Genomic DNA, 15,530 nt, shown 5'->3' on the forward strand with positions numbered 1-15,530 from the left:
GGAGGAAGATGCTGCCATATGTGAGTTTTGAAGTGGCATGTGGCAGCGTCTCCTTCCCCCGCTTGCGGGGGAAGGCTGGGATGGGGGACAGCGAGCACTCATCATAAAAACCAAAATAAGCAGGAGAACATCGACTATGCGTTTTAATCCGATTGTAACCGGGCTGCTGGCGGCGACGCTGTTCAGTGCTGGCGTGGCTCAGGCAAAAGAACTGAAATCTATCGGCGTGACGGTCGGCGATCTCGCCAACCCGTTCTTCGTGCAGATCACTAAAGGCGCGGAGCTTAAGGCGCGGGAGCTGGCGGGTGATAAGGTCAACGTGACGCTGGTGTCGAGCGGCTACGATCTTGGCCAGCAGGTGGGGCAGATTGATAACTTTATCGCCGCCAAAGTGGACATGATTATCCTCAACGCCGCCGATTCCAAAGGTATTGCGCCTGCGGTGAAACGTGCGCGTGATGCCGGCATTGTGGTGGTGGCGGTGGACGTGGCGGCAGATGGCGCCAACGCCACCATCACATCCGATAACACCGCCGCCGGTGCGATGGCGTGTAAATACATTTCCGATCGTCTGAAGGCCAAAGGCAACGTCGTCATCATCAACGGGCCGCCGGTCTCGGCGGTGCAGAACCGCGTGGAAGGCTGCATGACCGAGCTGAAAACCCATCCGGATATCAAACTGCTCTCCTATAACCAGAACGCCAAAGGCAGCCGCGAAGGAGGGCTGGAGGTGATGACCGGCCTGCTGTCGGCCAATCCGAAGATTGATGCGGTGTTTGCCATCAATGACCCTACCGCGATTGGCGCCGATTTAGCAGCGAAACAGGCGCAGCGTAATGAGTTCTTTATTGTGGGCGTCGATGGATCGCCTGACGGTGAAGAGGCGCTGAAACGCAAAGGCTCGCTGTTCGTTGCGACGCCAGCGCAGGATCCGCAGGTGATGGCGGCGAAAGCGGTAGAGATCGGTTACGACATTCTGCAGGGCAAACCGGCGCCGGATAAGCCGGTGTTGATCCCGGTGACGATGATCGATCGCAACAGCGTGAGCGGCTACAAGGGCTGGACGGTGAAATAATTGCGGTTTTCCCTCACCCCAGCCCTCTCCCGCAAGCGGGCGAGGGGGCTGCCCGAGAGAGTTGAAAGTTTTACGTTTGCTCCACCTCTTCATTCCCTCTCCCGCCAGCGGGAGAGGGTTAGGGTGAGGGACAGCGCGCACTCACCTAAAAAAGGAGGAGCCAATGCAACGCTCTGAAGTGAATGCGATCTTACAACGTACACGCGAATTCTTTATGCGTCAGGATGTGCATCTGCCGCCATGGGCCGATTACGGCCTCAGCCAGTGGCGCGCGCAGGATAAACACCATGCTGACGAACTGCTGGCACTGCACCTCGGCTGGGACGTCACTAGCTTCGGCGCCGACGATTTTAATCAAACCGGTTTAACCCTGTTCACGCTGCGCAACGGCTCGCGCGGGGGTCAGCCGTGGGGCAAGCCCTACGCGGAGAAGATTATGCATGTGCGCGAAGGGCAGCTAACGCCGATGCATTATCACCCGCAAAAGATGGAAGACATCATCAATCGTGGCGGCGGCAATCTGATCGTCACACTGCATAACCGCGCTGGTCATCAACTGGCGGATACGGCGGTGGACGTCACGCTTGATGGCATCCGCCAAACCCATGCCGCTGGCTCGCAGTTACGCTTATCGCCCGGCGAAAGCGTCACGTTGCTGCCCGGCATCTGGCACAGCTTCTGGGGCGAAGAGGGCTACGGCGATGTGCTGGTGGGTGAAGTCTCGATGCCCAACGACGACGAACATGACAACGTATTTCTCACGCCGCTGGCGCGGTTCAATCCGCTTGATGAAGATGAAGAACCGCGCTGGCTGCTGTGTAACGAATATCACCGCTGGCTGGCATAAAGGAGCGCATCATGGCACTGATCTCGCTGGCGCAGGGCTTAGCCCATGCGCAACAAAATGGTTACGCGCTCGGCGCGTTTAACGTCCTCGACACGCATTTTCTGCGCGCGCTGTATCAGGCTGCTGAACAGCAGCGCTCACCGTTTATTATCAGTATTGCCGAGGTGCATTTTAAATATGTCAGCCTCGAATCTTTGGTCGCGGCGGTACGCACCGAGGCCGCACTGCACGATATTCCGGTGGTGCTGCATCTCGATCACGGCTTGCATTTTGAAGCGGTAATGCAGGCGATTCGCCTCGGCTTTACCTCGGTGATGTTTGATGGATCGACGCTCAGCTACGACGAAAACGTGCGTCAGACGCGCGAAGTGGTGAAGATGTGCCACGCGCTCGGCGTATCGGTGGAGGCAGAGCTCGGCGCGGTAGGCGGCGATGAAGGTGGCGCACTGTTTGGTGAGGCCGATAGTAATAAATTCACCGATCCGGCACAGGCCGCTGATTTCGTCCATTCGACCGGTATTGATTGTCTGGCAGTAGCGATTGGCAATGCGCACGGCAAATATAAAGGCGAACCGAAGCTCGACTTCGACCGATTGGCGGCGATTCGTTCTACGGCTGGCATTCCGCTGGTGCTGCATGGCGGATCCGGGATTAGCGATGCCGATTTCCGGCGTGCTGTCAGCCTCGGCATCAACAAAATTAACTTCTATACCGGCATGTCGCAGGCGGCGCTCGGGGCGATTGAAACGCAAATCACCGAGCGTGATGCGCGCTACGACGCCTTCGCCGAGCTGCTGATGGCGGTGGAGCGCAATATCGCCAACGTGGTGGCGCAACAGATGCAGGTATTTGGCAGCGCCGGGAGGGCCTGAGATGGAGGGGCGTTGCGGCATCATCGGGGCGGGTAGCATGCTGGTGGATCACGTTCAGCGAATCAGCCACTGGCCGGAACAAGGCTGGCTGGCGGATATTCAGCACAGTGAAAAAAGCAGCGGCGGTGCCGCGCTCAACGTGCTGTTCACTCTTGCGCGCATGCAGGTAAATCTGCCGCTGGCGGGCGTTGGTATGATTGGTGAGGACAGCGATGGCGACTTCATCCTGCAGTTGCTGGACGAGCATCACATCGATCGCCAGTTTGTGCTGCGCACCCGAAGCATCAACACCGCGATGACGCAGGTGATGACCACGCCGGATGGCCAGCGCACCTTCTTCCACGCGCGCGGCGCCAATGGTCAGCTCGATTTATCGCATTTCGCGGCTGTCACCACCTCGCACCGTATTTTTCACCTCGGCTATTTGCTGCTGCTTGATAGCCTTGATGTGCCCGATGCCGAGTTCGGTACGCGCAGCGCACGGCTGCTGGCACAGATGCAGCAGCGTGGTTATCTCACTTCACTCGATTTGGTGTCGCGCGTCGGCGAGTATCGTCCGCTGGTGGTACCCGCGCTGCGCTGGCTCGATTATCTGGTCATTAACGAACTGGAAGCGCAAGCGCTCACGGGCGTCAGTTTGCGCACACCACAAGGACTGGCGGCATCCGCCGCGTTTGCCGAGGCGGCGACGTGGTTGCTGCAGCAAGGCGTGCGCCAGCGGGTGGTGATTCATGCGCCGGAAGGCGCGTGGGGCCAGCAAGCGGACGGAGAAGGGCGTTGGCAACCTGCATGGTGCTTAGCGCCAGAAGAGATTGTTGGCAGCGTGGGGGCGGGCGATGCGTTTTGTGCGGGAGTGTTATACGCCAGCCATGAAGGCTGGTCGCTGACGGACACACTGCGGCTGGCGCATACCTGCGCCTGTTTTAATCTGCATGCAGCAAATGCGCTGGACGGCACGCGGCCACTGGCCGAGATGCAGCGCTGGATGGCTCAGGCAATCTGCGTTTCGCGCGCTGCGGACGAGGGGCGCATCACGTCGGCGGAGAAGACGTAGCCGAGCCCGCGAATAGTGCGGATCAGGCTGGGCTGATGCGGATTGGCTTCTATTTTGCGCCGCAGACGCATAATCAGCACATCTATAGTGCGATCGAACACCTCAAGACTTTCGCTGTGCGTCAGCTCCAGCAGCTGATCGCGGGTTAACACTTTACGCGCGTGCACCACCAGCGCGCGTAGCAGGGCATATTCTCCCTGCGTCAGTGGCACACTTTCACGCTGTGGATTGAATAACTGACAGCGCGCATCATCCAGACGCCAACCGTTAAATTGCCAGCCCTCATCCGCTAAATATTCTGGCTGCGTCAGCCGACCGCAGCGGCGTAGGGCCGCACGCGCACGCGCTACCACCACGCGCGGATTAAAGGGTTTGGCGATGTAATCGTCGGCCCCCATTTCCAGTCCGACTACCATATCCGCCTCCGATCCCATGCCGGTTAGCATGATCACCAGCAGGTCGGGTCGTTGCCGCTGCATCTGCTGCAGCACCAGCAAACCGTTGGTATCAGGCAGCATCATATCCAGCATCACCAGCGAAATGTCCGGATGCTGGGCCAGCAGCGCCAGCGCATCTTTACCCTGATGGCAGCTATAAACGGTAAACACATGTTCATTCAACACATCGTGCAGCAGTTCGCACACTGCTCGATCATCATCAACCACCAGAATCGCGGGCTTCATGGACGCGCCTCTTTTGTTACGAAAGGGTTAAAAGCAGTGTAACCCGCGGTTTTTTACCTGCTGATTCAGGCAACAGAAACGTGAGCGCCATCGCCTGGCAGAGTGCGAAAGCGTGCAGTGCCGCAATATTTTGAGCGTTGAACAGCCAGAGGGGAAAACGATTGCGCGGCGCCGGTGCAATGCACCATAATCGCGCCTCGTTCTGGTTCAGAATTATCCTAACCGTAACCGCAATTGAAAACGTAATCGATTGCGTCGGGGAGTGGCATAGCTATTGCTATATGGACAGGGGAAAGCGGAAGGTTTTACCACCTTTTGTCCAGTTTGCTTCGCTTTCAATACAACAATAAGCATGTAAACCACATTGGCAAGGAGCGCGCGCATTCGTGCCGACTCCGCTCATGAGAGATGATGATGTTAGAAAAACTCTTCAAATTAAAAGCGCACAACACAACGGTTCGCACCGAAATCATTGCGGGTCTCACCACCTTCCTGGCAATGGCTTATATCCTGTTTGTTAACCCGAGCATTCTCGGTGCAACTGGCATGGATAAAGGGGCGGTCTTCGTGGCGACCTGTCTGGCGGCGGCGATTGGCTGCGTATTAATGGGTCTGATCGCTAACTATCCGATTGCGCTCGCGCCGGGTATGGGCCTCAACGCCTTCTTTACCTATACCGTGGTTCTGCATATGGGTTACACGTGGCAAGTCGCGCTCGGCGCGGTGTTCTTGTCGGCGGTGATCTTCTTTGCCATGTCGCTTTTCAAAATTCGTGAGTGGATTATTAACAGCATTCCGCTGCCGCTGCGGGCTGGTATTGGCGCAGGTATCGGTCTGTTCCTGGCGATTATCGCCCTGGAAGGCGCGGGTATCGTGGTGGATAACCCAGCCACGCTGGTTGGCCTGGGCGATCTGACCAAACCGGGTCCGCTGCTGGCGCTGCTCGGCTTCTTCATCATTGTGGTGCTGGAAGCGCGTCGCGTCACCGGTGCGGTGCTGATCGGTATTCTGGTGGTGACGTTCATTTCGATGGGCATTGGCCTGACGCCATTTGGCGGCGTGTTCTCCGCTCCGCCCTCCATCGCGCCAACCTTTATGCAGCTGGATATCGCGGGTGCCTTCAACGTGGGGCTGGTCAGCGTGATTTTCGCCTTCCTGTTCGTTGACGTTTTCGATAACACCGGGACATTACTGGGCGTGACCAAGCGCGCGGGTTTAGCGGATGAGAAGGGTAACGTGCCGAAAATGGGCCGTGCGCTGATTGCCGATAGCGCCGCAGCGCTGTTCGGTTCGCTGCTCGGTACCTCAACCACCACCAGCTATGTGGAATCTGCTGCGGGCGTCAGCGCCGGTGGCCGCACTGGTTTGACGGCGATTGTGGTAGCGATTCTGTTCCTGCTGAGCCTATTCTTCTCGCCGCTGGCGGGCAGCGTTCCTGTATATGCAACTGCACCTGCGCTGCTGTTTGTAGCGGTGCTGATGGCGTCTGGTTTAGCGGATATTGACTGGAAAGACATCACCACCGCGGCACCGGTTACCGTGACGGCGTTGACCATGCCACTGACCTACTCCATCGCCAACGGTATTGCGTTTGGTTTCATTACCTGGACGGTGGTTAAGCTGCTCAGCGGTCGCACCAAAGAGGTTAATCCGGCGCTGATTATTCTGTCGATTCTGTTTGTGATCAAACTGGGTTGGCTGAGCGCGTAAGCCTTACTTAACGGAAGCCCGCTCGGGCTTCCGTGTCTGCTGTTGCAATCCTCTGCCTATTTTCTGCGTGAGTCCTCGCACTTCTTTTTGATGCTCACTTCTTTTCAGTCTCGTGCCGGCCTACGCTCTGCATGTTGTTTAAACCTGCCTGCAAAAAATGTGCTGTGAATGGCGGGATCGTGGAATGTCAACGCCGTGCAAATCTGTTTCACTACGGGTGTAGTGGAAAGAGTAAACCAAGGCTATGGAAGAGGATTCGGTAATGGATTACCCCATCAGTACGGCAACTCGTGTGTTCCCACCGCTAATTTTTGACGTGGGTAACAAAGGAGATCATCAAATGGAACAATTAACCAAACGGGTTGAACAGCTGGAAAAAACTACCCAGCAGATTCAGATGGATGTGGCTGTACTAACCGCGCGTTCAGAACATTTTTCTACCAAGGCGGATATCGAAAAGGTTCGAGCCGAGCAGGGCGTAATGCGTGTCGAGATTATGGGCGAGCTGGGGGCGCTTGAACAACGTATCGATAAAAAGTTTGATCGGATGGAAGAGAAATCCGAACTGAAGTTCGACAAAATTGATGCGAGATTCGAAAGAGTTGATCAAAGATTCAATCAGCTGGAGGAAAAAATATCTGCCTTAAATAACAGTTTAACCTGGAAAATCATGTTACCGACTTGCCTTCTGGTGTTGGCGTGGTTTGTTCAGAATATCGTCTTAAAGATGTCATGACGCGCTTTACTGCACTGTTCCGGCCCCACAAGGGCCGGAACTCATCATGATTATCTAAACGGCGGCTCGTTAAAGGTTCTGAGCTTTCTTGAGTGCAGCTTATCGCCCTCGGCACGCAGCAGTTCTACCGCGCAGATGCCGATCTGCAGGTGCTCAGATATCGCCCCTTCATAGAAGCGGTTCGCCTGACCGGGCAGTTTGATCTCGCCGTGCAGCGGTTTATCGGACACGCACAGCAACGTGCCATACGGCACGCGGAAGCGGTAACCCTGCGCAGCGATGGTGGCGCTTTCCATATCAACCGCCACGGCGCGGCTCAGGTTGAAGCGCAGCGCAGAAGCGGAGTAGCGCAGCTCCCAGTTACGATCATCGGTGGTGACGACTGTGCCGGTGCGCAGACGCTGCTTAACTTCCTCACCCGGCATACCACTCACTGCTTTGGTGGCGTCATACAGCGCACGCTGTACTTCGGCAATGCTGGGGATCGGGATATCGGGCGGCAATACGCTATCCAGCACATGGTCATCGCGCAGGTAGGCATGTGCCAGCACGTAATCGCCGATGGTCTGGCTTTCGCGCAGGCCGCCGCAGTGACCAATCATCAGCCAGGCATGCGGACGAATCACCGCCAGATGGTCGCAGATGGTTTTTGCATTGGACGGACCAACGCCAATATTGACCAGCGTAATACCGCGACGATTAGGCGAGGTCAGGTGCCAGGCGGGCATTTGATGCTTCTTCCACGCCAGATCGGACATCATTGCGGTCGGATCCTGGGTATCCGCGGTGATCACCACGTCACCGGCGCAGGCGAGGCTGTCATAAGGCGTGTTGGGGTCTTGCACCTGCTCAATGGCCCAGCGCACAAACTCATCAACATAGCGTGTGTAGTTGGTGAACAGCACGAACGGCTGGAAGTGCTCAACGCCGGTGCCGGTGTAATGACGCAGGCGCGCCAGCGAGAAATCGGTACGCAACGCATCAAAATGCGACAGCGGGAAAATCGCATTGGCATGGAACAGGCCATCGGCGGTTTCATCGCCAATCTGTGACAGTTCGGTGGTGGGGAAGTGGCGGGCGATGCTGGCGCTCATTGAGCGATCGAGCGACAGGCCGTCAATCACATAAGGATAAGGAATCTCCTGCTGTGACGGCTCCACTTCAATCAGCACCTCATACTCTTTCTCCAGCATCTGCAGCTGCTCGCTGAGATAGTGGCGCAACAGCGCCGGACGCGTGATGGTGGTGCTATAGCTGCCGGTATGGGTAAAGCGTCCCCATGCGCGGGTGCGGTTTTTCTGCGGGCCTTCGCCCAGCCAGGTAATGCGCAGCTGCGGGTAAACAAACAGCCCTTGCTGGCGAGCCGCTTCATCCGGTAGCTGCCCACTGGCCGTGAAATCGCGAATCGCGTTGCGCAAGGCATCAACGGCCGTGTCGTACAGACGCTCTAATTCGTCCAGCGCTTGCTGGCTGCTCAATCCGTTCCGTTGTGTATTCATGGGTTCTCCTTCAGGAAACGTGGACCGTTTTCACCAGAGCATAGCGGATAAACGCTTCACAACGATGAAGAATCTGTGATCGACCGCATTCTGCACCATCGCGGTGCTGGTGACTGGCGTAACCTTAGCTATGTTTATGATCAGCAGGGATGTTACATCGCGTGTCTCCAGTCCTGGAGCGATGCCAATGCAAAAAATCGCCCGCGTTTTCGTGAGTTGGCGAGGTTATTGCTTGATTTTCAATCGTGGCCTTCATAAACCTATGCTGTTGAGTTCAGGGCGCGCATTGATGCGTGACTGAAAGCAGGTCGCCATGCATGGCGATCCTTCGGGTTTTATAGGCCGCACTCTGTTCTGCCGCAGTTTCAGAAATTGATTTCTCCCAGGCCGTGGTATGGCTCCGTTCCTGACCCGTTGAGGATTGAAAGCATGTCTTTGAAATTCATAAAACACCCAATGAAGGTGGCGATAGCAGGTTGTTTAAGCGTGGCCTTTTACGCTCAGGCAGATATTAAAATTGGTGTGGCCGGTCCGTTCTCTGGGCCCAATGCGACCTATGGCGCGCAATACTGGAAAGGCGCGAGCCAGGCCGCGGAAGACATTAATGCCGCTGGCGGTATTAACGGTGAAAAAATTGTGCTGGTGCAGGGCGATGATGCCTGTGAACCGAAGCAGGCGGTATCGGTCGCCAACCGCTTGGTCGATCAAGACAAAGTGATGGCGGTAGTCGGCCACTTCTGCTCCTCATCCACTATGCCGGCGTCGGAAGTCTATGATGAAGCTGGCGTTCTGGCGATTACGCCCGGATCAACCAACCCGAAAATTACTGAACGCGGCATGAAAACCATGTTCCGCATGTGTGGGCGTGATGACCAGCAGGGCGCGATCGCCGCTGACTACATCATCGACAAGCTCAAGGCGAAGAAAGTGGTCATTATTCATGACAAAGACACTTACGGCCAGGGCTTAGCGGATGCCACCAAAGCCTCGCTCGAGAAGCGCGGCGTGAAAGAAGTGCTGTATGAAGGACTGTCGCGCGGTGAGAAAGATTTCAATTCGCTGGTAACCAAAATCGGTGCGCTGAAACCGGACGTGGTCTATTTCGGCGGATGCCATCCGGAAGCCGGTCCGCTGGTGCGCCAGATGCGTGAGCAGGGCGTGAATGCGGCCTTCTTCTCCGGTGATTGCATCGTGACCGAAGAGATGGTGACGGCGGCAGGCGGACCGCAATACACCAAAGGTGTGTATATGACCTTTGGCAACGATCCGCGCACCATTGCCGATGGCAAAGCCGTGATTGAGAAATTCCGCGCCGGTGGTTTCGAACCAGAAGGTTACACCTTATATGCCTACGCTTCAGTGCAGACGCTGGCGGCTGCCTACAAAGCGGCAGGAAAAGACAATGCGAAGGCCAGCGAATGGCTGAAAGCGAATAGCGTCGACACCGTGATGGGCAAAAAAGCCTGGGATGGTAAAGGCGATCTTAAAGTCTCGGATTACGTCGTTTATCAATGGGACGACAAAGGCAAATACCACCAGCTGTAATCGGCCACGCGGCCCCGCAACGTGCGGGGCCATTCGCGATTGAGCGCGAGCTGTGCGCTCCCATTGAGTACGAGACGACATTATGGACGCCTTTTTCTTACAGCAACTGATTAACGGTTTAACACTGGGGGCGGTTTATGGCTTGATCGCCATCGGCTACACCATGGTTTACGGCATCATCGGGATGATCAACTTCGCCCACGGCGAGGTGTATATGATCTCCGCCTATCTGTGCGCCATTGGCCTATCGCTGCTCAGCTTTTTCGGCATTCACTCCTTTCCGCTGCTGATTTTCGGCACCCTGATCTTCACCATCATTGTTACCTCAGCCTATGGCTGGGCGATTGAACGTATTGCCTATCGGCCGCTGCGTAACTCCACGCGCCTTGCGCCGCTGATTTCTGCGATCGGCATGTCGCTGATTCTGCAGAACTACGTGCAGCTCAGCCAGGGACCGAATCAGCAGGGGATTCCAACGCTGCTGACCGGTGTGCTGCGCATGGAGATTGATGGCGGCGTGGTGCAAATCACCTGGACCAAAATCTTTATCCTGATCGCGGCATTTTGCGGCATGGCGCTGCTGACGTGGATCATCCAGTACACCAGGTTGGGGCGTATCTGCCGCGCGGTGCAGCAAGATCGGCGCATGGCATCGATTCTCGGCATCAACACCGATCGCGTTATCTCGCTGGTGTTTGTGATTGGTGCGGCGATGGCCGGATTGGCCGGTGTACTGGTGACCATGAATTACGGCACCTTTGATTTCTATGCCGGATTTATCATTGGTATTAAAGCCTTCACGGCAGCGGTGCTCGGCGGTATCGGTTCGCTGCCCGGCGCGATGCTGGGCGGATTGCTGCTTGGCGTGGCGGAAGCGCAGTTCGCCGGCATGGTGAACTCGGATTACAAAGATGTGTTCTCGTTTTCGCTGCTGGTGGTGATTTTAATCTTCCGCCCGCAAGGATTGCTGGGACGACCGCTGGTCGCCAAAGTGTGAGGAAGCTTTGATGAATGCAATGACGCAAAATCCGTTGCGCCAGGCACTGCTCGACACGCTGTTGGCGGGGCTGATAGCGCTAGTGGTATTTGGGCCGATCGTTGGCATAGTACTTGACGGTTACAGTTTCAAACTGTCGCCACAGCGCGTGGCACTGCTGGTTGCCGTGGTGATGGCGGGGCGTTTGCTGTTTAGCCTGTTTGTGCACGCGCCCTTTGGTCAGCGCATGATGCGCAGGTTCGCCAGTAGCGATGATGGCGTTTACGTACGCGACCCGGGCTATCGATCGCGTTTGCGCTGGATATTGCCACTGCTGCTGATCGTGGCGCTGGCTTTTCCGTTTCTCTCCAGCAAATACCTGCTGACGGTGGCGATTCTCGGTCTGATTTACGTGCTGCTCGGGCTGGGTCTGAATATCGTGGTAGGCCTCGCCGGATTGCTCGATCTCGGCTATGTCGCCTTTTATGCCATCGGCGCATACGGCCTGGCGCTGGGCTATCAATATCTTGGCTTGGGTTTCTGGAGCATGCTGCCGCTGGCGGCGCTGCTGGCCGCCTTTGCCGGGGCGCTACTCGGTTTTCCGGTGCTACGCATGCACGGCGATTACCTGGCCATTGTTACCCTCGGCTTCGGTGAAATTATCCGTCTGGTGCTGACAAACTGGCTCTCCTTTACCGGCGGTCCGAACGGTGTTTCCGTTCCGTCGCCGACCTTTTTCGGCCTTGAGTTTGCCCGACGCGCGCGCGAAGGCGGCGTGCCGTATCACGAGTTCTTTCATGTCACCTACAACCCAAACATGAAGTTTATCTTCATTTATGTGGTACTGGTTTTGGTGGTGCTGCTGGTGTTGTGGATCAAACATCGCCTGACGCGCATGCCGATTGGCCGCGCCTGGGAAGCGCTGCGTGAAGATGAAATTGCCTGTCGCGCGATGGGGCTCAATCACGTATTGGTTAAGCTTTCCGCCTTCATGCTGGGTGCTTCCACGGCAGGCATTGCCGGGGTGTTTTTTGCCAGCTATCAGGGGTTCGTCAATCCCACTTCGTTTACCTTTTTTGAATCGGCACTGATCCTCGCCATTGTGGTGCTCGGGGGTATGGGTTCGACGTTGGGCGTGGTGCTGGCAGCATTTGTCCTGACGGTGGCACCTGAACTGCTGCGCAGCTTTGCCGAGTATCGCGTGCTGCTGTTCGGCATGTTGATGGTGCTGATGATGATATGGCGGCCGCGCGGTTTGGTGCGCACGGCGCGCGTTGGTGTGCCGCTACGCAAAGGAGTGCGTCATGAGTGATGCCATTCTGCAAGTGAACAACCTGATGATGCGCTTCGGCGGCATTAAAGCGTTGAATGATGTCAGCCTGGCGGTAGAACGCGGTTCGGTCACCTCTCTGATTGGCCCTAACGGCGCAGGCAAAACCACGGTGTTTAACTGCCTGACCGGCTTTTATCGCGCGAGCGGTGGCCGCATTGTGCTGAATGCTAACCAGCGCAGCACCGATGTGATTCAGGTGCTGGGGCAGAAAATCCATGCGGCAGACTTGATTAATCCGGCACGGCTGGGTTCGCGCCTCTGGTACAAAATGTTTGGCGGGGCGCATCTGGTTAACCGCGCTGGGCTGGCGCGCACCTTCCAGAATATCCGCCTGTTCCGTGAGATGTCGGTGATTGAGAATCTGCTGGTGGCGCAGCATATGCAGGTCAATCGCCAGCTGCTAGCGGGTGTACTGAACACGCGCGGCTATCGCGAAGCGGAGAACCGCGCGCTGGATCGCGCCTTCTACTGGCTGGAAAATGTTGATTTGGTCTCCAGCGCTAATCGGCTGGCGGGCACGCTCTCTTATGGCCAGCAGCGCAGGCTGGAGATTGCGCGCGCCATGTGTACGCGGCCAGAGTTAATTTGCCTGGACGAGCCGGCGGCTGGGTTGAATCCGGTGGAAACCGAAGCGCTGAGCCAGATTTTGCATCGCCTGCGCGCCGATCATCGCATCAGCGTGTTGCTGATTGAACACGATATGCCGATGGTGATGCGCATTTCTGACCACATCGTGGTGCTGGATCACGGTGATGTGATTGCGCAGGGCACGCCGCAGCAAATTCGTCACGATCCTAAAGTGATAGCCGCCTATCTTGGTGCAGAAGAGGAGAGCGACCATGGCTGAACCGATGCTGGCGTTTGAGCAGGTGGACGTGTTTTACGGTCCGCTGCAGGCACTGAAACAGGTTTCATTAACCGTTAATCAGGGTGAAACCGTGGCGCTGATTGGCGCCAACGGGGCCGGTAAATCGACCCTGTTGATGTCAATCTTTGGCCAGCCGCGCATTACCAGTGGTGAAATTCGTTTACGCGGCGAGGCGATTAGTCAGCGCTCAACCCATTTCATCGCCGCCAGCGGTATTGCGCAGGCGCCTGAAGGGCGGCGCATTTTTCCCGATATGACGGTAGAAGAGAATCTGCTGATGGGCACCATCGCTATTGGCGAGCGCTTTGTTAAGCAGGACAAAGAGCAGATGTACCAGCTTTTCCCGCGCCTGCTGGAGCGGCGCAAACAGCGCGCCATGACGCTTTCCGGTGGCGAGCAGCAGATGCTGGCGATCGCCCGCGCGCTGATGAGTCGACCTAAACTGTTGCTGCTCGATGAACCCAGCCTTGGCCTCGCACCCATTGTGGTGAAGCAGATTTTTGCCATCCTGCGTGAGTTGACGCAGCAGGGCATGACGCTGTTCCTGGTGGAGCAAAACGCGCGGCATGCGCTACAGCTGGCGGATCGGGGTTATGTGATGGTCAACGGTGAGATTCGCCTGAGCGGGAGCGGCACAGAGTTGCTCAATAATGACGAAGTGCGCAGCGCCTATTTGGGCGGCGCAGCCGATCCTGCGGTGGTGGCGACAAAAAGTTTGTAATAATGATTAAATGGTGATGGGAAACACTTTGCATAATTCTCAGTGGCCTATCATCATTATTACTCTTCTTCCTCTCCAAAGTGATTTGGTAATCCCTTGCAAAATCCTGGCGTAGCAGTGATGCGGGCGGTCAGAAACACGGCGTGGTATCCCAAACGTCGCTCTTATCGTACGTTGTTCTGGCGTGAAATTACCCCATTAGCCGTGCCCATCTTTATCGAAAACCTCTGTGTGATGCTGATGGGCGTCCTCAGTACCTTTTTGGTGAGCTGGCTGGGTAAAGAGGCGATGGCGGGCGTTGGTCTGGCCGACAGCTTCAATATGGTAATTATCTCTTTCTTTGCCGCAATCGATCTCGGCACCACGGTGGTGGTGGCGTTCAGCCTGGCAAAACGCAACGGTAAACGTGCACGAGCCGCTACGCGCCAGTCGCTGGGATTGATGACGGCGCTAGCGTTTGTGCTGGTGATCGCTATCGAGTTTTGGGGGCACCTGATCATTGACGTGATCGCCGGCAGCGCCGATCCCAAAGTGAAAGAGTTGGCGCTGAGCTATCTGCAAACCTCGGCGTGGAGCTATCCCGCAGCGGCGATTGCGTTGATTGGCAGCGGTGCATTGCGTGGCGCGGGCAATACTAAAATTCCGATGCTGATCAACGGCGGCATGAATATCCTCAACATCGTGATCAGTAGCGTGCTGATTTACGGTTGCCTTGGATGGGAAGGGATGGGGTTTGTCGGCGCCGGGTTGGGGTTAACTATTTCGCGCTATATCGGCGCGGCAGCGGCGATTTACGTGCTGTATCGCGGCATTACTCCGGCATTGAAAATCTCTATCGCCAGCTATTTCCGCCGCTGGGATCGCAACATCCTGACGGAAGTGCTGGGCATCGGCGTGCCTGCCAGTATCGAATCGGTACTGTTTAACGGCGGTAAGTTGCTGACGCAGATTTTTGTCGCCGGCATGGGTACCAATGAAATCGCCGGTAACTTTATTGCCTTCTCGATTGCTTCGCTGATCAACCTGCCGGGTAACGCGCTGGGTTCGGCTTCAACCATCATTACCGGCCGCAGGTTGGGGCTCAATCAGGTGATGCAGGCTGAGCGGCAAATCAAACACGTGTTCTGGCTGGCGATGATTGGCTTGTGTTCGCTGGCGTTGATTACCGTACCGCTGGCTGGAACCTTAGCGCAGTTTTACAGCCGCGATCCGGAGGTGATTTCAGTCACTAAGCATCTGATTTGGCTGAATGCCGCCTTTATGCCGATCTGGACCGCGTCCTGGGTGCTGCCAGCCAGCCTCAAGGGGGCGCGTGATGCGCGTTACACCATGTATGTATCGATGTTCAGCATGTGGGGAGCACGCGTGGTGGCCGGCTATTTCCTCGGCATTGTGCTCGGCATGGGCGTCGTCGGCGTGTGGCTGGGAATGTTCCTCGACTGGACGGTGCGCGGCGTGTTCTTCTGGTGGCGTCTAACCAGCGGTAAATGGCTGAATAACTACCGCAAGATGATGGCAAAGAGCAGAGGATAGGTGGATTTTCTCTGACCGCCATGAATGGCGTAATGCCGATCAGTTAAGCGCTGAGCGACTTTCGTTCGCCATCGGCTG

Annotated in this window: 14 protein-coding genes; 12 read left to right on the plus strand and 2 right to left on the minus strand. The window is 56.5% G+C overall.

What is annotated here, in order from left to right; all coding sequences use genetic code 11:
• Positions 1-136: 136 nt before the first annotated feature.
• The 4 genes from PMI17_RS18835 (at position 137) to PMI17_RS18850 (ending at position 3,848) form a co-directional block, all read left to right on the plus strand.
• Complete coding sequence (locus PMI17_RS18835; protein ID WP_007891611.1) at positions 137-1,075, plus strand: ABC transporter substrate-binding protein; 939 nt, start codon at positions 137-139, stop codon at positions 1,073-1,075.
• Between the two features lie 163 nt (positions 1,076-1,238).
• The gene (locus tag PMI17_RS18840; protein WP_007891612.1) at positions 1,239-1,922 is read left to right on the plus strand and encodes a D-lyxose/D-mannose family sugar isomerase; all 684 of its coding nucleotides are present in this window, start codon (positions 1,239-1,241) and stop codon (positions 1,920-1,922) included.
• 11 nt (positions 1,923-1,933) lie between these two features.
• Positions 1,934-2,794: a ketose 1,6-bisphosphate aldolase gene (locus PMI17_RS18845; protein ID WP_007891613.1), complete on the plus strand. Its 861-nt coding sequence runs from the start codon at positions 1,934-1,936 to the stop codon at positions 2,792-2,794.
• A gap of 1 nt (position 2,795) precedes the next feature.
• A complete protein-coding gene (locus tag PMI17_RS18850; RefSeq protein ID WP_007891615.1) occupies positions 2,796-3,848 on the plus strand; it encodes a carbohydrate kinase family protein in 1,053 nt (350 codons plus the stop codon).
• Here the strand turns inward: PMI17_RS18850 and PMI17_RS18855 are convergent.
• A complete protein-coding gene (locus tag PMI17_RS18855; protein WP_007891617.1) occupies positions 3,785-4,531 on the minus strand; it encodes a response regulator in 747 nt (248 codons plus the stop codon). The genes PMI17_RS18850 and PMI17_RS18855 overlap by 64 nt on opposite strands.
• A gap of 411 nt (positions 4,532-4,942) precedes the next feature.
• Between PMI17_RS18855 and PMI17_RS18860 the strand changes: the two genes are divergently transcribed.
• Together PMI17_RS18860 and PMI17_RS18865 are read left to right on the plus strand one after the other, a co-directional pair.
• On the plus strand, positions 4,943-6,241 hold the full coding sequence (locus PMI17_RS18860; RefSeq protein ID WP_007891620.1) for an NCS2 family permease: 1,299 nt from the start codon (positions 4,943-4,945) through the stop codon (positions 6,239-6,241).
• A 262-nt stretch (positions 6,242-6,503) separates the two neighbouring features.
• Positions 6,504-6,977 carry a hypothetical protein gene (locus PMI17_RS18865; RefSeq protein ID WP_007891622.1) on the plus strand — a complete coding sequence of 158 codons (474 nt, stop codon included), beginning with the start codon at positions 6,504-6,506 and terminating at the stop codon, positions 6,975-6,977.
• Between the two features lie 50 nt (positions 6,978-7,027).
• On the opposite strand, the gene PMI17_RS18870 is transcribed toward PMI17_RS18865, so the two are convergent.
• Positions 7,028-8,476: an AMP nucleosidase gene (locus PMI17_RS18870; RefSeq protein ID WP_007891624.1), complete on the minus strand. Its 1,449-nt coding sequence runs from the start codon at positions 8,474-8,476 to the stop codon at positions 7,028-7,030.
• Between the two features lie 429 nt (positions 8,477-8,905).
• On the opposite strand from PMI17_RS18870, the gene PMI17_RS18875 reads away from it, so the two are divergent.
• The 6 genes from PMI17_RS18875 to PMI17_RS18900 all read left to right on the plus strand — a co-directional run bounded on the left by PMI17_RS18875 (position 8,906) and on the right by PMI17_RS18900 (position 15,452).
• The gene (locus tag PMI17_RS18875; protein ID WP_007891627.1) at positions 8,906-10,021 is read left to right on the plus strand and encodes a branched-chain amino acid ABC transporter substrate-binding protein; all 1,116 of its coding nucleotides are present in this window, start codon (positions 8,906-8,908) and stop codon (positions 10,019-10,021) included.
• An 82-nt stretch (positions 10,022-10,103) separates the two neighbouring features.
• Positions 10,104-11,018, plus strand: coding sequence for a branched-chain amino acid ABC transporter permease (locus PMI17_RS18880; RefSeq protein ID WP_007891628.1), 915 nt, complete (start codon positions 10,104-10,106; stop codon positions 11,016-11,018).
• A gap of 10 nt (positions 11,019-11,028) precedes the next feature.
• On the plus strand, positions 11,029-12,309 hold the full coding sequence (livM, locus tag PMI17_RS18885) for a high-affinity branched-chain amino acid ABC transporter permease LivM (protein WP_007891629.1): 1,281 nt from the start codon (positions 11,029-11,031) through the stop codon (positions 12,307-12,309).
• Positions 12,302-13,177: an ABC transporter ATP-binding protein gene (locus tag PMI17_RS18890; protein ID WP_007891630.1), complete on the plus strand. Its 876-nt coding sequence runs from the start codon at positions 12,302-12,304 to the stop codon at positions 13,175-13,177. Before livM ends, PMI17_RS18890 begins: the two co-directional genes overlap by 8 nt.
• Positions 13,170-13,919, plus strand: a complete 750-nt coding sequence (locus PMI17_RS18895) for an ABC transporter ATP-binding protein (protein ID WP_007891632.1) — start codon at positions 13,170-13,172, stop codon at positions 13,917-13,919. Before PMI17_RS18890 ends, PMI17_RS18895 begins: the two co-directional genes overlap by 8 nt.
• A gap of 120 nt (positions 13,920-14,039) precedes the next feature.
• Positions 14,040-15,452: an EmmdR/YeeO family multidrug/toxin efflux MATE transporter gene (locus PMI17_RS18900; RefSeq protein WP_007891634.1), complete on the plus strand. Its 1,413-nt coding sequence runs from the start codon at positions 14,040-14,042 to the stop codon at positions 15,450-15,452.
• The last annotated feature ends 78 nt before the right edge of the window (positions 15,453-15,530 follow it).

Source organism: Pantoea sp. GM01, from assembly GCF_000282675.1.
Lineage (GTDB): Bacteria > Pseudomonadota > Gammaproteobacteria > Enterobacterales > Enterobacteriaceae > Pantoea > Pantoea nemavictus.